This is a genomic window from Stenotrophomonas maltophilia complex sp. Om-AH-Sm3 (genome assembly GCF_059337855.1).
On sequence record NZ_JBYBLQ010000011.1, the window covers coordinates 18,736 to 37,752 of the forward strand.

At 64.9% G+C, this 19,017-nt stretch carries 14 protein-coding genes; 7 read left to right on the forward strand and 7 right to left on the reverse strand.

Going from position 1 to position 19,017, the window contains the following annotated elements; genetic code table 11:
* Positions 1 to 22 precede the first annotated feature (22 nt).
* On the forward strand, positions 23 to 3,139 hold the full coding sequence (locus AC10QF_RS14070; RefSeq protein WP_111178030.1) for a TonB-dependent receptor domain-containing protein: 3,117 nt from the start codon (positions 23 to 25) through the stop codon (positions 3,137 to 3,139).
* Between the two features lie 115 nt (positions 3,140 to 3,254).
* Here the strand turns inward: AC10QF_RS14070 and AC10QF_RS14075 are convergent, their stop codons facing one another.
* Together AC10QF_RS14075 and AC10QF_RS14080 are read right to left on the reverse strand one after the other, a co-directional pair.
* Positions 3,255 to 6,062, reverse strand: a complete 2,808-nt coding sequence (locus AC10QF_RS14075) for a TonB-dependent receptor domain-containing protein (RefSeq protein WP_069139596.1) — start codon at positions 6,060 to 6,062, stop codon at positions 3,255 to 3,257.
* 415 nt (positions 6,063 to 6,477) lie between these two features.
* Entirely contained in the window at positions 6,478 to 9,267 is a 2,790-nt protein-coding gene (locus AC10QF_RS14080) for a TonB-dependent receptor plug domain-containing protein (protein WP_111178028.1), read from the reverse strand.
* A gap of 214 nt (positions 9,268 to 9,481) precedes the next feature.
* On the opposite strand from AC10QF_RS14080, the gene apbC reads away from it, so the two are divergent.
* Both apbC and dcd read left to right on the forward strand, forming a co-directional pair.
* Positions 9,482 to 10,336: an iron-sulfur cluster carrier protein ApbC gene (gene apbC, locus AC10QF_RS14085; RefSeq protein ID WP_494542400.1), complete on the forward strand. Its 855-nt coding sequence runs from the start codon at positions 9,482 to 9,484 to the stop codon at positions 10,334 to 10,336.
* 78 nt (positions 10,337 to 10,414) lie between these two features.
* Complete coding sequence (gene dcd / locus AC10QF_RS14090; protein WP_111178026.1) at positions 10,415 to 10,987, forward strand: dCTP deaminase; 573 nt, start codon at positions 10,415 to 10,417, stop codon at positions 10,985 to 10,987.
* A 106-nt stretch (positions 10,988 to 11,093) separates the two neighbouring features.
* On the opposite strand, the gene AC10QF_RS14095 is transcribed toward dcd, so the two are convergent.
* From AC10QF_RS14095 to AC10QF_RS14105, 3 genes are read right to left on the reverse strand one after another with little or no spacing between them, the layout of a single operon-like run.
* Positions 11,094 to 11,261 (reverse strand): LiaI-LiaF-like domain-containing protein, encoded by a 168-nt coding sequence (locus AC10QF_RS14095; RefSeq protein WP_005418011.1) that lies wholly within the window; start codon positions 11,259 to 11,261, stop codon positions 11,094 to 11,096.
* 15 nt (positions 11,262 to 11,276) lie between these two features.
* Positions 11,277 to 11,699 (reverse strand): HIT domain-containing protein, encoded by a 423-nt coding sequence (locus AC10QF_RS14100; RefSeq protein ID WP_049414742.1) that lies wholly within the window; start codon positions 11,697 to 11,699, stop codon positions 11,277 to 11,279.
* On the reverse strand, positions 11,696 to 12,367 hold the full coding sequence (locus AC10QF_RS14105; RefSeq protein WP_111178038.1) for a dienelactone hydrolase family protein: 672 nt from the start codon (positions 12,365 to 12,367) through the stop codon (positions 11,696 to 11,698). The genes AC10QF_RS14100 and AC10QF_RS14105 overlap by 4 nt, the downstream gene beginning before the upstream one ends.
* A 204-nt stretch (positions 12,368 to 12,571) precedes the next feature.
* Here AC10QF_RS14105 and rimO point away from each other — a divergent pair, with 204 nt between their 5' ends.
* Together rimO and AC10QF_RS14115 are read left to right on the forward strand one after the other, a co-directional pair.
* Entirely contained in the window at positions 12,572 to 13,933 is a 1,362-nt protein-coding gene (rimO, locus tag AC10QF_RS14110) for a 30S ribosomal protein S12 methylthiotransferase RimO (RefSeq protein WP_005418008.1), read from the forward strand.
* Entirely contained in the window at positions 13,930 to 14,754 is an 825-nt protein-coding gene (locus AC10QF_RS14115; protein WP_111178024.1) for a DUF3025 domain-containing protein, read from the forward strand. The genes rimO and AC10QF_RS14115 overlap by 4 nt, the downstream gene beginning before the upstream one ends.
* Before the next feature lie 54 nt (positions 14,755 to 14,808).
* Here AC10QF_RS14115 and greB read toward each other — a convergent pair whose 3' ends face one another.
* A complete protein-coding gene (gene greB / locus AC10QF_RS14120; protein ID WP_005418006.1) occupies positions 14,809 to 15,315 on the reverse strand; it encodes a transcription elongation factor GreB in 507 nt (168 codons plus the stop codon).
* 88 nt (positions 15,316 to 15,403) lie between these two features.
* Positions 15,404 to 16,909: a helicase HerA-like domain-containing protein gene (locus AC10QF_RS14125; RefSeq protein ID WP_005418005.1), complete on the reverse strand. Its 1,506-nt coding sequence runs from the start codon at positions 16,907 to 16,909 to the stop codon at positions 15,404 to 15,406.
* 122 nt (positions 16,910 to 17,031) lie between these two features.
* Here AC10QF_RS14125 and AC10QF_RS14130 point away from each other — a divergent pair, with 122 nt between their 5' ends.
* Positions 17,032 to 18,642: a transglycosylase SLT domain-containing protein gene (locus AC10QF_RS14130; RefSeq protein ID WP_494542401.1), complete on the forward strand. Its 1,611-nt coding sequence runs from the start codon at positions 17,032 to 17,034 to the stop codon at positions 18,640 to 18,642.
* 23 nt (positions 18,643 to 18,665) lie between these two features.
* A complete protein-coding gene (locus tag AC10QF_RS14135) occupies positions 18,666 to 19,013 on the forward strand; it encodes a ribonuclease E inhibitor RraB (protein WP_139727428.1) in 348 nt (115 codons plus the stop codon).
* Positions 19,014 to 19,017: the final 4 nt, after the last annotated feature.

Below are 19,017 nucleotides of genomic sequence, written 5' to 3' on the forward strand. Positions count from 1 at the left end.
TCACTTTTTCAGAGAGAGAGACATGCAGAAGACTCGCCCACTACCCCGTAATCCGTTGAGTCTCGCGCTCACCTCGGCCATTCTGCTTGCCGTCGCCCTGCCTGCCTTCGCGCAGGAGGGAGAAACTGCAAAGGACACCGCTGAGAGCGCGAAGAAGGCTTCCAATGAAGCCGCGGCCACCCAGCTGGACCGCATCACGGTAACGGGCTCGCACATCTACCGCGCCGGCTATGACACCCTGGAACCAGCCGCTGTGGTGTCCCGCCAGGATATCGATGCGTACGGACACACCAACCTGATCGATGCGTTGACCAAGATTCCCGGTGTGTCTGCCGGCGTGTCCTCACGCGGTGACCAGGCCGGCTTCGGTGCGGGCGTGAACTTCGCCAGTCGCTTCGGCCTGGGCAGCAACCGCCTGCTGACCCTGGTCAACGGTCGCCGCTTCGTGACCTCGGCTCCGCCAACCGTATTCGGCGCCGGCGGCGGCTCGGGCATCCAGGTCGACATGAACGCGATTCCGACCGTGATGGTCGAGCGCGTGGAAAGCCTGAGCATCGGTGGTGCGCCCACGTATGGTTCCGACGCCATCTCAGGCGTGAACAACATCATCCTGCGTGACAAGTTCGAGGGCGCCGAGGTCGAGCTGGGTTTTGGCAGGACCACCAAGAACGACAACGACCGCTACTCCTGGTCTGCCATCTTCGGCAGCGGTTTCGCCGACGGACGTGGCCACTTCACCATTGCTGCCGAACTGGACAACAGCGAAGGCGTGAACGCGCTCCAGCGCGACTTCTACCGCAACGGCTACAGCCTGCAGACCAATCCGACGGCAGCCAACGTGGCGCGCTTCCAGCCGTGGCGCACGCCGGGCAACGACGGTCGCATCGACCCCAGCATCCCGTTCAACACCGGGCCGGCCGACGGCATCTCCGACCAGGTCTGGATCCGCAACCGGCGCATCTCCAGCATGACCTTCGGTGGCCTGATCATGCCGTCGGACATCCAGGTGCGGCGCAGCTACCAGCGCAATGCCACGGGTGAACTGAACGGCTTTGGTCCGAACAACAAGCTCTGGCACTTCAACGACAAGGGCGATCTGGTTGCCTACGATCCGGGCATCTCCTATCCCAGCGGCAACGCGTCCGGTGGCGATGGCCTCAACCTCAACGAGACCGTCCCACTGATCGCCGACCTCGAACGCCGTACGGTCTATTCGACCGGCAGCTTCGACTTCAACGACAACGTGCGCGGCTTCTTCGAACTGTCGCACTACAGCGCCACCGCGCGCGAGACGCTGGACCAGAACGTCTACAACGCTGCCGGTTTCGGTGCCGCAAACCCCGATGGCAGTGGCGACCAGAGTGGCGCGATGCTGTTCAGCGCGAACAATCCGTTCCTCAGCGCGGAGTCCCGTCGCATCCTGGCCGAGAACGGCATCACCTCGTTCCGCCTGTCGCGCTCTTCGCGCGACCTGAGCATGAACAACGCCAGTACCGATACGCGCCTCAGCCGCATCGTGCTCGGCCTGGACGGCTTCTTCGATATCGGCGAGCGCCGCTTCAACTGGGAAACCAGTGTGACCCACGGCCGGGGCGACTTCGACTACAAGGGCACCGGCCTGATCCAGCAGAACTTCATCAATGCGCTCAACGTGAAGCGCGATGCCAGCGGCAACATTGTCTGTGATGCATCCGCCCGCGGCACCACTGCGGATCCGAACTGCCGTCCACTGAATCTGTTCGGCGAGAACCAGGCATCGCCTGAAGCACTGGCCTATGTGTCGACGCCGACCCTGGCCAAGGCGCGCACGCGCCAGACCGTGTTCAACGCGTCGGTGACCGGTGGCCTGTTCGACCTGCCGGGCGGCGAGTTCTCCTTCGCCGCAGGCGTGGAGCATCGCCGCGAAGAAGGCTCGTTCACCCCGAGCGAGTACCAGCGCCTGGGGCAGGGCCGTTCGGTGCCGATCCAGGGCGCCAAGGGCGACTATCACACCAATGAAATCTTCGCCGAGTTCCTGGCACCGCTGTTCAACCCCGACTGGGATCTGCCTGGCCTGCATCGCCTGGACGTGACCCTGAAGGGCCGCCGCGTGGTCAACTCGGTGGCTGGTGGCTTCAACGCGTACACCTATGGCATCCAGTACGAGCCGTTCGCGGGAATCCAGCTGCGCGGCAGCAAGACCCAGTCGCTGCGTGCCCCGTCGATTGCCGAGCTCTATACCTCGCTGCAGCCGGCGTACTACAACATCCCGGAAGTCTGCTCGGTGTCGGCCATCAACGGCGGCACCAATCCCGCGATTCGCCGCCGCAACTGCGAGGCCTTCTTCCAGGCCTACCCGGGCGCGGACCCGGCGACCTTCCAGGCGTCGCCGACCAACACCCTCGGCTCGGTCAACGGCTATACCGGCCTGAAGAACGAGAAGGCCAAATCCTGGACAGCAGGCATCGTGTTCGCACCGGACTGGGCGAAGGGCCTGCGCGTCGCCGCCGATTGGTATGACATCAAGATCACCGATGTGATCACCAGCCTGAGCCCGACCGACATCATCACCGGCTGCTTCGACAACCCGGATTTCAATGCGTCCGACGTGCCCAACGCCAACCGCTTCTGCAGCCTGGTCACGCGCAATCCGTTGACGGGTGCGGCCACCGATATCCGCACCGAGTACGGCAATGGCCCGGTGCTGATGTTCCGCGGCTGGACGGCCGAGGTGGACTACAACTGGGACATGGGCCGGTTCGGCCAGGTGGCACTGGGCTTCTACGGCTACATGCCGAAGAACCGTGGCCAGGCCGCCAACGCGGATGTGCCGTTCGTGGAGCGCGTGGGTACGTTCGATGAGCCCAAGCGCCAGTTCCGCTGGACGGCGCAGCATGCCATCGGCAAGTGGAGCTATGGCGTGACGTCCAACTACACGAGCGGCTCGCAGTTCAGCCTGACCGCAACCCCGGAAAGCCGGCAGTACTTCAAGCGCGACAGCTGGACGACCTGGGATGCCAATGTCAGCTACCACCTGACCGACAATGCGCGCCTGAACCTGTCGGTGCTGAACCTGTCCGACGACATCGGTCCGTTCCCGTACGTACTGGACGCGCTGGGTCGCCGCTACATGGCCAGCCTCCGCTACAGCTTCCGCTGAGCGGGCGGACCGGACGGCAGGCCCTGTTCCACCAGGGCCTGTTCTTCCATCCGCTCAGGCCGGACACGAAAAAGCCCCGCCATGGCGGGGCTTTTCCGTTGCTGCGGTTGCGGGATTACTTCACGCCGAACGCGTACTTGGCCTGCACGTAGATCGCGCGCCCGTAGGCGTTGTACAGGTAGTTGTTGTACGGCTGGCCGCTGGTGCCGGCGAAGCTGTAGCGCTGGTTGTCCGGCATCTTGTTGAACACGTTGTTGACCATCAGCGACAGGGTCAGGTTCTCCATCGCGCGGTAGTTCACGCTCAGGTTGTAGGTGGTGTAGGAACCCCACTTGCCTGCCTTGTAGCCGGAGCTGTGGACGTAGTCATAGCCGTTGCCCACGTAAGCCATGTAGTTCGGCGTCTTGCCGATGTAGTTGGCATACAGGGTGGTGGTCCAGTTGTCCTTGGCCCAGCCGATCGAGCCGTCCGCGCGTACCTTGGCGTACGAGTCATACACCCACATCGCATACGGGTCGTGCAGCAGGTCCAGGAACTCGTCACCCGGCTGCGGCTGCAGCTTGCGCTTGAGCATGTCGGTGTAGTTGGCCGAGAACTGCAGCGAACCGAAGCGACCGATGTCCTGCACGTACTTGAAGCTGGCGGTCAGTGCTTCCAGGTTCTGGCGGGCGACGTTCATCTTCGGCGTGTAGATCTCGTCGAGCACGCCCGATGCATCACGGGTGATCCAGTCATTGACGTTCTGGCAGCTGGCCGAGGTGTTGTTGGACTGGCCGTTGCGGCAGTAGTACTCGGCCAGCAGCAGCTGGTCGGAGCTGAGCGTATCGACCTCGTTCTTGATCTTCCAGTTGTAGTAGTCGACCGACAGCGACAGGTTGTTGATCGGTGCCCACACGACGCCTGCATTCCAGACGTCGGCGGTGATCGGCTCCAGGTCGGGGTTGCCCGAGCGGGTGCCGAACACCGAGACGCTGTCGTACGGGCAGCCAGTGGTGTTGGCCGGGTCGTAGCCCAGCTGGCCGCAGCGATAGTAGTCGGTGGAGCCGTTGGCGTAGTAACCACTGCGGCCCTGGAAGGCATCGGACAGGGTCGGTGCGCGGAACGCCGTACCGTACTTGCCACGGAACAACAGGCTTTCGATCGGGCGGAACTCGATGCCGACGCTGTAGGTGGCCTTGTCCACGGTGTTGCTGCCGATCTTGAAGGCGTCATAGCGGCCGGAGCCGGTGACGGTCAGCGTTTCCAGCAGCGGCATGCGCAGTTCGGTGGTCACCGCGTAGTTGCTGCGATGGCCGGCACCGGATACGGCGGTGGTCCCCCACACGCTGCCGTCCATCAGGCCCGGGTCGGGCGTGTAATCCCAGCCTTCACTGCCGCCTTCCAGAACCACGGCGAAGCCGGCATCGCCACCCGGCAGCTTGAACAGCGAGCCATTGGTGACCTGGGCGCGGGCCAGGTTCTGCCAGGTGCGGCTTTCGCTGTAGCTGTAGCCGGTGAAGCTCTGGAAGTCACCAGCGGGCAGCGGTGCGTAGAACGCTTCCCAGTTCGGGCTGTAGATGTTGTAGCCGGTGCTGGTGGTACCCAGCACCGGGCCCAGCACGCGCTGCTCGAAGTAGTCGTTGATCGGGTCGTTCCAGCGCACGAAATTGCGCTCGGTCAGCTTGTACTCGCCACGGGTGAAGCTGAGGCTGTAGTCCCAGTTGCCTGCGGTGCCGCGGCCGCCAAGGGTGACCTGGTAGGCCTTGTTGCGGTCGGTGTTCATGATGTCGCGGTAACCGCCGCCGCCGATGTCCTCCGGCGCAAACACGCGCTGCAGGTTCATGTACTGGCCGCTGGCCTGGTCGTAGAAGCGGCCCCAGCCCGAGGAGGTGCCCCACCAGGTGTAGCCGGAACCGGTGGCGTACTTGACTTCCTCCAGGCTGTACAGCGCGTCGCCGAACAGCTGGAAATTGTCGTTCACGTCGAAGGTGGCCGAGCTGTAGATCTGCCCGCTTTCCTTGCCGTTCTTGATGGTCTTGTAACCGGTGCCGTAGACCGAGCCGCAGGCCTGGCCGGTCGGACGGGTACCGAGCACGGTGGTGCCGTCGAACTGGCCCGCCACATTGGCGCATCGGTTCGGGTCCATCATCGCGTAACGGTTGTTGGCGGCCGGCAGCAGCACCAGGAAATCGTTGGAGACGTACTGCGGGCTGTAACCGTCGGGGTTGTTGACCTTGGTCAGGTCGCGCTGGTAACCCCAGATCGGGCTGGTCTTCTCGTACTGCACGTTGACCAGTGCATGGAAGCGGTCATCCTTGGAGTTGAAACCGCGTGCGCCGCTGAAGCGGAAGCTGTTGCCGCCACCTTCGCTGTAGGCACCGCCGCGCACATTGAGCACACCGCCATCCATGCGCTCCTTGAGGATGATGTTGACCACGCCGGCGATCGCGTCCGAGCCGTACAGCGACGACTGGCCACCCGGAAGGATCTCGATGCGCTCGACGATGTCGATCGGGATGCCGCTGATGTTGTTGAAGGTATCGCCGCCGTTGTACAGCGCCGGATACGAGAGCATCGGGCGGCCGTTGATCAGGTACTTGGTATAGCCGGGGCTGAGGCCGAACATGCCCGCCGCTTCGGCGCCCTGGGTGAAGGATGCGGAGGTCTGGCCACCCTGCAGGCCGCCCGTGGACAGCGAGGACTGCTGCAGGACATCGGCGACGCTGGTGAAACCGCGGGTCTGGATATCCTCGGCGGTGACGGTCAGGACGGGCGTGTGGTTCTCGATCTCGGTCTGCGGAATCAGCGACCCGGTGACGGTCACACGATCAAGCTGGGTCGGCGCGTTGCCGTCCTGGGCCAGGGCGGTGCCGGAGGCCAGGAGGGTGCCGAGCAGGGCGAGGGTCAAAGGGTGGCGCGAGAGCGTGGAACGTTGGCGAGACATGGTGGATCCCCGTAGTGAGCAATGTCTTGGCGGCGCATTCCCTGCGCATTAACAATTCGTTCAGTGTGACTCCATTCAGGTCGACCGTAACACGTCCTTAACGCTGCCAACACAGGTCTGTCACATCAAGGTGCCGTTGGGAGATGAAAAAAAGCTTCAGAATCAATGGATAAGGCGATTTGTTTTGGCATGTTTCAAAAGTTGGCGGCGTGCAAGGGAACATGTCGGCATTGCGGATATGCCTTGTAGATCAATGCGTTGCCTTGGATCAGCGCTGCCGGGAACCCGGATGTTTGTGCGTTGTGGATCACACTTTCTGCTACAGGCCGGACAGGGGGCGGGGCTCAGTGCTGAAAAAAAAAGGCCCCGCCGAAGCGGGGCCTGGTCCAGACACGCGGTCCGGAATACGACGGGATTAGAAGTCGTACTTGACCTGGGCCGAGATCTGACGGCCGTAGACGCTGTAGAAGCCGTCGTTGAACGGGGTCGATTCGTTGCCCGGGTAGTTGTAGCGCTGGCCTTCCGGCAGCTTGTTGAACACGTTGTTGACCATCAGCGACAGGGTCAGATCGTCCTGTGCCTGGTAGTTCAGGCTCATGTTGTACGTGGTGTACGAGCCCCACTTGCCGGCCTTGGCGCCGGAGGAGTGGACGTAGTCGTAGCTGCGGCCGGTGTAGGCCAGGTAGTTCGGGGTGCTGCCGACGTAGTTGGCGTACACGGTGGTGGTGAACTTGGAGATGGCCCAGCCCACCGACACGTCGCCGCGTACCTTGGCGAAGTTGTCGTAGTACCACATGTTGTACGGATCGCTCAGCAGGTCCAGCTTCTGCGCACCCGGCAGGGCCACCACTTCACGCTTGAGCATGTTGGTGTAGTTGCCGGAGAACATCAGCGAACCGAAGCGGCCCAGGTCCTGCTGGTACTTGGCACCGACGGTCACCGCTTCCAGGTTCTGGCTGGCCACGTTGAGCTTCGGGGTGTAAACGCGGGTCAGGTTGCCACCGGCGTCGCGGGTCACCCAGTCGGTCACGTTCTGGCAGCTGGCCGAGGTGTTGTTCGGCAGGCCGTTGTGGCACTGGTACTCGGCCAGCAGCAGCTGGTCGGTGCTCAGGGTCTTGACCTCGTTCTTGATCTTCCAGTTGTAGTAGTCGACCGACAGCGAGAAGTTGCTCACCGGGGCCCACACCACGCCTGCGCTCCACACGTCGGCGGTGATCGGCTTCAGGTCCGGGTTGCCGGACTTTTCGCTGTACACCGAGGTGGTCTTGTAGAACGAGCAGGCTTCGTCACGCAGCGCGTAACCCATCTGGCTGCAGCGGTAGTAGTCGTTCTGGCCGGAGGCGAACGAGCCGCTCATGCCCTGGAAGGCATCGGACAGGGTCGGCGCGCGGAACGCCGTGCCGTACTTGCCGCGCAGCAGCAGGCTTTCCACCGGACGGTATTCCAGGCCGATGCTGTAGGTGGCCTTGTCGACGGTCTTGTCGGCGATCTTGAAGGCGTCATAGCGGCCCGAGGCGCTGATGGTCAGCGACTCGAACACCGGCATGCGCAGTTCGCTGGTCACCGCGTAGTTGCTGCGGTGGCCGGCACCGGCCACGGCGCTGGCGCCCCACGCGTTGCCATCGACGAAGGCCTGGTCGGGCGAGTAGTCCCAGCCCTCGCTGCCGCCTTCCAGCACGACGGCCAGGCCGGCGTCGCCGCCCGGCAGGGAGAACAGCGAACCGTTGGTCACCTGCACGCGACCCAGGTTCTGCCAGGTCTTGCTGCGGTGGGTGCCATAGCCGGTGAAGCTGGCGAACTGGTCCGGGGTGATCGGCGAGTAGAACGCGGTGTAGTTCGGGTTGTAGATGCCGAAGCCATCAGCGGTGGTGCCCAGGCGCGGGCCCAGCACGGTGTCGCCGAAGAAGCCTTCGATCTTGTCCTTCCAGCGCGCGAAGCGGTTCTGGTCCAGACGGTATTCGCCGCGGGTGAAGCTGGCGCTGTAGTCCCAGTCGCCGACCATGCCCTTGCCGCCCAGGGTGACCTGGTAGGAACGGCTCTCATCGGAGTTCAGGATGTTGTTGTAGTGGCCCGGGCCGATTTCTTCCGGTGCGAAGGCGCGCTGCAGGTTCACGACCTTGCCCAGGCCCTGGTCGTAGAAGCCGCCCATCACCGACTTGGTGCCCCACCACAGGGCGCTGGAGCCGGAGGTGAACTCGGTCTTCTCCTTGCTGTACAGCACATCGGCGAACAGCTGGAAGTTGTCGTTCACGTCGAAGGTCATCGACGAGTAGAACTGGCCGCTGTTCTTGCCGTTCTTCAGGGTCTTGTAGCCGGCGCTGTACACCGAGCCGCAGGATTCGCCCGATGCACGCTTGCCGACGGTGGTGGTGCCGTCGTACAGGCCTGCCACGTTGCCGCAGCGGGTCGGGTCCATCATGTACAGCTTGTTGTCGGCGTTGCCGATGACGGCAAAGTCGTTCGACGGCAGCTGCGCGGTGTAACCGACCGGGTTGTTCTGCTTGGTGATGTCACGCTGGTAGCCCCAGATCGGGCTGCCGTTTTCGATCTGCACGTTGACCAGCGCGTGGAAGCGGTCGTCGAACGCGTTGAAGCCCTTGGCGGCGCTGAAGCGGATGTTGCTGCCACCACCTTCGGTGTAGGTGCCGCCACGGATCGACATCGTGCCGCCGTCCATGCGTTCCTTCAGGATGATGTTGACCACGCCGGCGATCGCGTCCGAGCCGTACAGCGACGACTGGCCGCCCGGCAGGACTTCGATGCGCTCGACGATGTCGATCGGAATGCCGCTGATGTTGTTGAACGACTCGCTGCCGTTGTACAGCGCCGGATACGAGAGCATCGGGCGGCCGTTGATCAGGTACTTGGTGTAGCCCGGATTCAGGCCGAACATGCCGGCGGCTTCGGCGCCCTGGGTGAACGCACCCGAGGTCTGGCCACCCTGCAGGCCGCCGGTGGTCAGCGATGACTGCTGCAGCACTTCAGCCACACTGCTGAAGCCGCGGGTCTGGATGTCTTCGGCGGTGATGGACATCACCGGGGTCTGGGTTTCGACCTGGGTCTGCGGGATCAGCGAACCGGTGACGGTGATCTTGTCCAGGTTGGTCGCCTTGTCCTGGGCCATTGCCGGGGCGGCGGCCATCAGAGCGGAAATCAGGGCGACGGCGAGCGTGTTGCGACGTGCGGTATTGCTGACGTGTTTCATGTAGTTCCAATGGAGAGCAAAAAACAAAAACGGCACTGCGCATGCGCCATCGCGCGGGCCGGAACAGCGGGCTCCGCAGCTCAAAACAGTGCTGATCGAACGTAACATGAACTTAACAATCTGTGCACGAATCCGTCGCAATCCTGAATTTCAGTCAGGTTACGTCCAGCTTGTATGATGTTGGGTTATCCCCCTGACTCCGCCGGTGCTCGTTGTGAACAGTTCTCCCCGCCGTCCCCATGCCAGCCAGGTCCAGAAGGGACTTACGCCGCATGCCCGCATCCGCAATGTCATCGCGGTCGGTTCCGGCAAGGGCGGCGTCGGCAAGTCCACCACCTCGGTGAACCTGGCCGTGGCGCTGCAGCAGCTCGGTGCGCGGGTGGGCGTGCTCGACGCCGACATCTACGGCCCCAGCGTGCCGGCCATGCTGGGGCTGTCCGGCCGCCCGGAAAGCCCGGACAACAAGAGCATCGAGCCGCTGCGTGCGTTCGGCGTGGACACCATGTCGATCGGCTACCTGATCGAAGAAGACACCCCGATGATCTGGCGCGGCCCGATGGCCACCTCGGCGATGACCCAGCTGTTCAACGATACCCTGTGGGACGACCTGGATTTCCTGCTGATCGACCTGCCGCCCGGCACGGGTGACATCCAGCTGACCCTGACCCAGAAGATTCCGCTGGCCGGTGCAGTGATCGTCACCACGCCGCAGGACATCGCCACGCTGGATGCGAAGAAGGCGCTGAAGATGTTCGAGAAGGTCGAGGTGCCGGTGCTGGGCATCGTCGAGAACATGGCGGTGCACACGTGCAGCAGCTGCGGGCACATCGAGCACCTGTTCGGCGAGGGTGGCGGCGAGCGCATGGCCGCGCAGTACGGCGTGCCGCTGCTGGGGTCGCTGCCGCTGCAGATCGGCATCCGCGAGCAGGGCGATGCAGGCACGCCGATCACCGTGGCCCAGCCGGAATCGGCACCGGCCCAGGCCTACCGCCATGCCGCGCAGCGCCTGATCGAGGAAGTCGGCAAGCGCCCGCGGGCCTCGATCCCGATCCTGTCCTCGCTGCTGTAAGTGCCGGGGCAGGGGCCGCCGGCGCAGGCCGGCCCCCTGCTAGAATCCTCGCGCCCCCTCGTACCCCCAGGACAAAGCATGAGCATCAAGAGTGACCGTTGGATCCGCCGCATGTCCGAGCAGCACGGCATGATCGAGCCGTTCGAGGCCGGGCAGGTCAAGCAGGCCAACGGCCAGCGCATCGTCAGCTATGGCACGTCCAGCTATGGCTATGACGTGCGCTGCTCGCGCGAGTTCAAGGTGTTCACCAACATCAACTCGACGATCGTCGATCCCAAGCACTTCGACTCGGGCAGCTTCGTGGATATCGTCGGCGATGAGTGCATCATCCCGCCCAACAGCTTCGCGCTGGCGCGTACCGTGGAGTATTTCCGCATTCCGCGCGATACCCTGGTGGTGTGCCTGGGCAAGAGCACCTACGCGCGCTGCGGCATCATCGTCAACGTGACGCCGCTGGAGCCGGAATGGGAAGGCCACGTCACCCTGGAATTCAGCAACACCACGCCGCTGCCGGCGCGCATCTACGCCAACGAAGGCGTGGCGCAGATGCTGTTCTTCCAGGCGGCCGCCGATGACATCTGCGAGACGTCGTACCGCGACCGTGGCGGCAAGTACCAGGGCCAGACCGGCGTGACCCTGCCGCGGACCTGAAGATTGCAGGCGATCTGTAGCGCCGAGCCATGCTCGGCTTCAAGGCAGGGCAGCCGAGCATGGCCCGGCTCCACATGAAGGAAGGCGGCGCAATGCGCCGCCTTTCTTATTTGCCGCGACCGAACAGCATCGCGATGCCGACACCCACCAGGGCCACCGGCCACCAGGTCAGCAGCAGCTTGGACAGGTTCAGGTGCGTCCAGCCGAGATTGCTGGCGAGCATGAACAGGCCGATCAGGATCAGCAGGACGGCGGCAACGAGGTTGAATCGCATCGGGTCGGCGAAGGCTCAGGACAGGGCCGGATATCCTAGCCGTTCCTTCCAGTAGGCGACATGCTGGTCCAGCGCCGCCGGCTCGTAGCGGTGCGCCGGGCCGCTGCCCCAGACCGGGCCCGGCCAGGCCGGATCACCGTCATGGCGGCCGATCACATGGAAGTGCAGCTGGCGCACGATATTGCCCAGCGCCCCGATGTTGATCTTTTCCACCCCGTCGGAGCCCTTCAGGGCCTTGCAGGCGCGGTTGAGCTCGGTGCGCAGCTTGTCCTGCTGCTCGCCGTCCAGCTCGATCCACTCGGTGACCCCGGCCAGGCGCGGTACCAGCACCAGCCAGGGGAATCGTTCGTCGTTCATCAGCCGCACTTGCGACAACGGTCCTTCCGCCACCAGCACGCTATCGGTGGCCAGGCGTGAATCGAGTTCGAATTCGCTCATCCAAGATGCTCCGAGAAGAAGTCCAGGGTGCGTTGCAGCGCCAGGGCGGCGCTGTCTGGATCATACGCATGTCCGACCTCCCGGTTGAAGGCATGATCGGCCGGATAGACGTAGGTGGCCATCTGCGGCAGCTTCTCGCGGTGGGCCTGCACGGCTTCCGGTGGGATGCTGCGGTCCTGGGCGCCGAAATGGAAGATCACCGGCGCCTTGGGTGTCTCATCGAGGAACTGGACGTTGCGGGCGCCGTAGTAGCTGACCGACGGCAGCCCCAGGCGCACTGCGGCCAGCATCGCCACCGTACCGCCCCAGCAGTAGCCGACGGTGCCGACCTTGCCGTAGGGGGCCAGCCGGGTCGCCGCCGCGCGGACCACTTCCAGCGCACGCTCCATGCCCAGCGCGCCGACCCGTTCCAGGCCCTGCTTCACGCCTTCGGCGTCGTAGGGCAGCGCGTCCGGATCGGCGTCGGGGCCATCGAGCAGGTCAAAGAACGAGGGCGCCAGCACCGCGTAGCCTTCCGCCGCGAAGCGTTCGGCCACGCTGCGGATATGCGGATTGGCGCCGAAGATTTCCTGCACCACCACCAGGCCGCCGCGCGCGGTACCCTCCGGCAGGGCCTGCCAGGCCCGTACCGGGCCGTGATGCGTATCCAGGGTGATCCACTCGGCCATCGTTTCCATCTCGTTGTGGGGAACAGAACGGCATTGTCGGTGCTGCATGGGTTAGCGCGATGTCAGCGGCTGTGCGGGATCGGGCGGCTGGCCATACAGAGCGCGGCCGCCAACCCCGGTATACTGGCGCCCTTTCAGGCCCCGGCCCCCAGGAACCCCTGCCACGACGGCAGGGGCCCAGGCCCCCAGAGTCCCGCGATTTCCATGTCCCAGCTGAACCCCAAAGTCGGCTTCGTCAGCCTTGGCTGCCCGAAGGCCCTCGTCGATTCCGAGCGCATCCTCACCCAGCTCCGCTCGGAAGGCTACGACATCGTCCCGTCCTACGATTCGGCCGACGTGGTGGTGGTCAACACCTGTGGCTTCATCGATTCTGCGGTGACCGAGTCGCTGGACGCGATTGGCGAAGCGATGAACCAGAACGGCAAGGTCATCGTCACCGGCTGCCTGGGCAAGCGCCCGGAGCAGATCCGCGAGGCGTACCCCAACGTGCTGGCGGTGTCCGGCCCGCAGGATTACCAGAGCGTGATGGAAGCGGTGCATGAAGCACTGCCGCCCAAGCACGATCCGTTCGTGGACCTGGTGCCCGACTACGGTATCAAGCTGACCCCGCGCCACTACGCGTACCTGAAGATTTCCGAAGGCTGCAACCACAAATGCAGCTTCTGCATCATTCCGTCGATGCGCGGCAAGCTGGTTTCGCGCCCGGTCGACGAGGTGCTGCGTGAAGCCGAGCGCCTGGTGCGTGGCGGCGTGCGCGAGCTGCTGGTGGTTTCGCAGGACACCTCGGCCTACGGCGTGGACGTGAAGTACGCCGAAAAGATGTGGCGCGACAAGGCCTACCAGACCCGTTTGAAGGCGCTGTGCGAAGGCCTGTCGGAGCTGGATGCATGGGTGCGCATGCACTACGTGTACCCGTATCCGCACGTGGACGAAGTGGTGCCGTTGATGGCCGAGAATCGCATCCTGCCGTACCTGGATATCCCGTTCCAGCACGCCAGCCCGCGCATCCTGCGCCTGATGAAGCGCCCCGGCGCGGTGGAGAAGACCCTGGAGCGCGTGCAGAACTGGCGCCGTATCGCGCCGGACATCACTGTGCGTTCGACCTTCATCGTCGGCTTCCCGGGCGAGACCGAAGCCGAGTTCGAGGAACTGCTGTCGTTCCTTGACGAAGCGCAGCTGGATCGCGTGGGTGCGTTCGCCTATTCGCCGGTTGAAGGGGCGACCGCCAACGATCTGCCCGATGCTGTGCCGGAGGAAGTGAAGCAGGAGCGTCTGGCCCGCTTCATGGAGAAGCAGGCGCAGATTTCCGCTGCACGCCTTGAGGCCAAGATCGGCACCGTGCAGCAGTGCCTGGTCGACGCCATCGAAGGCGACATCGCCGTGGCCCGTTCCAAGGCCGATGCCCCGGAGATCGACGGCCTGGTGCACATCCAGAATGCCGACCAGGTGCCGCTGCGCGTGGGCGAATTCGTCGAGGTGGAGATCACCGAGAGCGACGAGCACGACCTGTATGGTGACGCGCTGACGGCCGCCCCCCGTCCGGCGTTCGACCTCAAGGTGCTGTGACCGCAGCGACGGCCGCCACCGGCAACGGCGGCGGTTCACGACGCTTCGTACCGCCGCCACGTGCGGCGGTAGCTGCACGGCAGTTCGAGCATCCGCTGTTTGCCGGACTTCAGGACTTCCGTGACCTGCTGGACGGCACCGCGTGGCCGTCCATCGCGGCGCTCGATGCACGTCTGGCCGTGCCTGGCAAGCGCCTGGTTGAACAGGACGCCGCGTTGCTGGCCGATGGCCTGCATTATGAGGCGCGTATCGCGCAGGGACGCATCGCCACCCGTGCCGGCAACTGGCACGACCTGTTCAATGCGCTGGTGTGGGCCTCACAGCCGCAGCTGAAGCGCGCGCTCAACGTGCGGCAGTGCCTGCATATCGAGGCGATGCCACCCGGCCAGCGCAACCGCGCGCAGGCCGCCTTGACCCAGTTCGACGAAACCGGCGTGATCGTGCGTGTGCGCGATGACTCACTGCGGGCTGCCTGGGATGCACACGACTGGCCCGCGTTGTTTGACCCGGTGAACTGGCAGAGCGGTGACATCGCCATCACTGTGGTATTCGGGCATGCGCTGATGGAACAGGCACTGCTGCCGGGGCGATTGCTGGTCGGCAAGTGCGTGGTGGTGCAGGGCGATGCCGATGGTGCCTGTGTCGACGTGGTGAGCGCTGCCATTGCCGAGGGCAGGGCGGTGACCGATCCGCTGCAGCTGCGTCCGCTGCCGTTGGCTGGAATCCCAGGCTGGCACGACGTGCAGGATTCTACCTTCTACCGCAATGCCGACTATTTCCGCCCGCTGCGTGCAGGGCGCACGTACCCGCCACCGTTGTAGAGCCGAGCCCATGCTCGGCTCTACATGGACAGCGAGGTCGGGCATGGCTCGACGCTACACAGGCTCGTACTCCACGCCGATCACTGCAAAGGTGAACTGCCCGCCGGGCAGCTCCACCGAGAACTCATCATCCAGCCGCTTCTTCAGCAGCGCACGCGCCAGGGGGGAATCGATGCTGATCCAGCCCAGGCCCGCATCGGTCTCATCCGGGCCGACAATGCGATAGCGGCTGGTGTCGCCGCTGTCCACGTTCTCCAGTTCCACCCACGCGCCGAAGAACACTGCGAGCGGATCGGTTGGCGTCGTATCGACCACGCGCAGCGATTCCAGCCGCTTGGTCAGGTAGCGCACGCGGCGGTCGATCTCGCCCAGTTGCTTCTTGCGGTAGGTGTACTCGGCGTTTTCGGAACGGTCGCCTTCTGCTGCAGCGGCGGCGAGCGCTTTCACCACTTCCGGGCGGCGCACGCGCCATAGCTCATCCAGTTCGGCCTTCAGTCGCGCATGCCCGGAAGCGGTGATCAGGGCGGTGCTTTTTTCTGCGGGGGGACGCCAACGGGACATGCAATACGACTTCTTTTCTGGATGACGAATGAGAGAGCAGGGTCAGATCCCTTTCCAGCGGAAAGGGCTCTGACCCCAGCAGGGGCAGCTAGCGCTTGCCGCCGAAGATGCCACCGAGGATGCCGCGCACGATCTGGTTGCCCAGCTTGGTGCCGACGGTGCGCGTGGTCTGCTTGGCCATGGTCTCGATCATGCCCTGGCGGCGCTTGGTGCCGAAGATCGCATCCTTGATGGCCTGGCCGAAACCACCTTCCTGAGCTTCGTCCTGCTCGCGGCTGCGCGCGGCCGGCGCCTGTGCCTGCTCGATGCTCTTCTGCGCGCGCTGGGCCAGCAGTTCGGCGGCCGATTCGCGGTTGATCGCGGTGTCGTAGCGGCTGCCGACCGGGCTGCCGGCGCGTACCTGTGCACGCTCGGCCTCGGTGATCGGTCCCATCCGGCAGCGCGGCGGCGCGATCAACGTCTGCTGCACGGGCATCGGCACGCCCTTGTCCTGCAGCGTGGATACCAGTGCCTCGCCGGTGCCGAGCTGGCTCAGCACCTTGGCCACGTCCAGCTTCGGATTCGGCACGAACGTCTCGGCCGCGGTTTTCACCGCCTTCTGGTCGCGCGGGGTGAACGCACGCAGTGCGTGCTGAACGCGATTGCCCAGCTGGCCGAGAATGTTGCCCGGCACGTCGTCGGGGAACTGCGAGCAGAAGTACACGCCCACGCCCTTGGAACGGATCAGGCGCACCACCTGCTCGATGCGCTGCACCAGCGACGGCGGTGCATCATCGAACAGCAGGTGCGCCTCGTCGAAGATGAAGACCAGCTTCGGCTTGTCCAGGTCGCCCACTTCCGGCAGCTGCTCGAACAGTTCCGACAGCAGCCACAGCAGGAAGGTGGAATAGAGCTTGGGCTTGAGCACCAGCTGGTCGGCGGCGAGGATGCCGATCATGCCGCGGCCGTCGTGGTTGACCCGCATGATGTCGGCCAGTTCAAGCGCCGGTTCGCCGAAGAAATTCTCGCCACCGTCCTGCGCCAGGCGCAGCACCGAACGCTGGATCGCCGCGATCGACTGCGCACTGACCAGGCCGTACTCGGTGGAAATGTCCTTGCGCTCCTCGGCAACCAGGCCGAGCAGGGCGCGCAGGTCGTCCATGTCCAGCAGCAGCAGGCCGCGGTCGTCGGCCAGCTTGAATACGATGTCGAGTACCCCGGCCTGGGTGTCGTTCAATTCGAGGATGCGCGACAGCAGGGTCGGGCCCATCTCGCTGACCGTGGTGCGCACCGGGTGGCCCAGCTTGCCGTACAGGTCCCAGAAGATGGTGGGGCTGGCGGCCGGCGCATAGTCGGCCACGCCGATCTCGGCGGCACGCTGGAGCAGGTTTTCTGCGCCGGTGCCGGGCACGGCCAGGCCGGAGACATCGCCCTTCACATCGGCCAGGAACACCGGCACGCCCCGTCGCGAGAAGCCCTCGGCCAAGGTCATCAGGGTCACGGTCTTGCCGGTACCGGTGGCGCCGGCCACCAGGCCGTGGCGGTTGCCGAGTTTCGGCAGCAGGGTGACGGCAACATCGTCGGTAATGCCTTTGCCGAGCAGAATCGGATCCATGGTCCAGCCCTTGTGATGAATAGCCCAATGTTAACCGCCGGCAGTGACGGTCCGAAGGTCGGCTTGCCCGGACCTTGGCGGCGCCGCTACTCTGCCTGCCTGTTTCGCACACAGTGCCATCAATGCCCGTTCCTGTCCTGATTTCCCGCGGTTGGCCGCTGCTGGCCCTGGCCGGCCTGGTTTCCCTGGCGCCCGACGCCCACGCACAGCGGGTTTCGGCCCGGGACAAGGTGAAGGTGGATGCGCTGCAGCAGCGCATGACCGCCGCCGAAAAGCGCTACGGCGATGCCCTGCTGCTGGTCGCCAACGCCGATCCCAAGGGCAGCAACGAAGCCGATGCCGCGCTGGAGGACATGGAAGATGTCCTCAACGACTGCGTCAAGCAGAAGGGCTGCCAGATGGGGACCCTGCTGGCCAGCTACAAGCGCCTGCTCAAGCACGACGCCGATGCCGCCGCCAGCGATGACGTGGCCGATGAGGGCGGTGACCGTCTGGAAGCCGACCCGGACCACATCGGCCCCCTCACCGCCGACGTGCCCGAGGCCGCGCGCGCTGCCGCGCTGTTAAACGACAAACGGCACGCCTTCGACAGCATGGTCGAGTACAACCCGGCGGTGCAGGCCGGCATCCGCCGCTGGCTGACCGACATGCGCCCGGCCCTGCTGACCAGCTACGAGAACTACCAGAACCTGCGCGCGGTGATGTGGCCGGAGTGGGAAAAGCGCGGGCTGCCCGAGGCGCTGCTGTTCGGGATCATGGCCAAGGAATCCAACGGCCGTGTGCATGCCTCCTCGCGTGCCGGTGCCGCCGGCCTGATGCAGTTCATGCCGGCCACCGGCCGCCGTTTCGGCCTGGGCCCGGACGGCACCGGCTTCGATACCCGCTTCGACGCGCGCAGCGCCGCCGAGGCCAGCGCCAGCTACCTCAACGAACGCCTGCGCGAACTGAACAACAACGTGGAAATGTCGGTGGCCGCCTACAACGGTGGTGAAGGCCGTGCCGCACGCGTGTTCAAGCAGAGCGGTGGGCAGAGCTTCTGGACCGACAGCGTCTACAACCAGTTCCCGGGCGAGACCAAGGACTACGTGCCGATGGTGATCGCCGCGGCCTGGATCTTCCTGCACCCGCAGCAGTACGGCGTGGAGTTCCCGAAGATCAGCGCGCAGCCGGCCACGCTGCGGCTGGCAAAGTCCACCACCATCTATGAATTGACCATCTGCCTGGGCAGCCACGGTACCCGCGATGGCTACATGCGTGCGCTGCGCAACCTCAACCCGCGCTATGAGGCCGATGGCTGGATTCCGGCCGGTACGCTGATCAACGCCACCACCCGCATCGCCGGCCTGTACCAGCGCAACTGTGTCAGTGGTCCGCGTGCCGACCTCGCCCGCACGCTGATCACCGCCGATCTGAACGCGGCGATCAAGCGCCCGACCGCGGCCAGCTACACCGGCAGCGTCGCCGTGGGCGGCGTGGTGCCGGTGGCCGACGCTGCGGCCTCCACCAGTGTGCCGACCACGCCGGTGGCGGCGGTGGCGACGCCGCGCCCGGCGCCGGCCGCCCGGCCGAAGCCGGTGCGCAGCCACAAGGTGGGCAAGGGCGAGACCCTGGGCGCCATCGCGGCGAAGTTCCAGTGCGACCTGTCGACCCTGGCCCGCGCCAACGGCCTGAAGGCACCGGCCTACAGCCTGCGCCACGGCCAGACGCTGAAGCTGCAGGGCTGCGACAAGTAATTCCCCCGACCCCTGGAACCCGCATGGATCTCGAAGACACCCGCAACCTGTTCGCCAACCTCCGCGAAAACACCGACTGGGACATCAACGGCCCGTTGCTGTGGGGGTATTTCTTCGTCCACGCCAGTGCCGAGCCGCTGCAGGCGCTGGCCCAGCACCTGCAGGCGCAGGGCTACACGTTCGTGGAACTCTTCGAGCAGGAACCGGAAGAGGGCGACGCCTCGTTCCACGTGCTGCACGTGGAGCGGGTGGAAATCCACGACGAAGCCTCGCTGGACCGCCGCAACCAGGAATTCGCGGCGCTGGCGGCGGAGCACGGCGTGGAAGACTACGACGGCATGGACGTCGGACCGGCCCCGGTCCTGCAGTAACGCG

What these genes read in the sequence shown, in the direction of transcription:
- AC10QF_RS14070 (WP_111178030.1), top strand. Translation starts at nt 23, where the DNA reads ATGCAGAAGACTCGCCCACTACCCCGTAATCCGTTGAGTCTCGCGCTC.
- AC10QF_RS14075 (WP_069139596.1), bottom strand. Translation starts at nt 6,062, where the DNA reads ATGTCTCGCCAACGTTCCACGCTCTCGCGCCACCCTTTGACCCTCGCC.
- AC10QF_RS14080 (WP_111178028.1), bottom strand. Translation starts at nt 9,267, where the DNA reads ATGAAACACGTCAGCAATACCGCACGTCGCAACACGCTCGCCGTCGCC.
- dcd (WP_111178026.1), top strand. Translation starts at nt 10,415, where the DNA reads ATGAGCATCAAGAGTGACCGTTGGATCCGCCGCATGTCCGAGCAGCAC.
- AC10QF_RS14095 (WP_005418011.1), bottom strand. Translation starts at nt 11,261, where the DNA reads ATGCGATTCAACCTCGTTGCCGCCGTCCTGCTGATCCTGATCGGCCTG.
- AC10QF_RS14100 (WP_049414742.1), bottom strand. Translation starts at nt 11,699, where the DNA reads ATGAGCGAATTCGAACTCGATTCACGCCTGGCCACCGATAGCGTGCTG.
- AC10QF_RS14105 (WP_111178038.1), bottom strand. Translation starts at nt 12,367, where the DNA reads ATGGCCGAGTGGATCACCCTGGATACGCATCACGGCCCGGTACGGGCC.
- rimO (WP_005418008.1), top strand. Translation starts at nt 12,572, where the DNA reads ATGTCCCAGCTGAACCCCAAAGTCGGCTTCGTCAGCCTTGGCTGCCCG.
- greB (WP_005418006.1), bottom strand. Translation starts at nt 15,315, where the DNA reads ATGTCCCGTTGGCGTCCCCCCGCAGAAAAAAGCACCGCCCTGATCACC.
- AC10QF_RS14125 (WP_005418005.1), bottom strand. Translation starts at nt 16,909, where the DNA reads ATGGATCCGATTCTGCTCGGCAAAGGCATTACCGACGATGTTGCCGTC.
- AC10QF_RS14130 (WP_494542401.1), top strand. Translation starts at nt 17,032, where the DNA reads ATGCCCGTTCCTGTCCTGATTTCCCGCGGTTGGCCGCTGCTGGCCCTG.
- AC10QF_RS14135 (WP_139727428.1), top strand. Translation starts at nt 18,666, where the DNA reads ATGGATCTCGAAGACACCCGCAACCTGTTCGCCAACCTCCGCGAAAAC.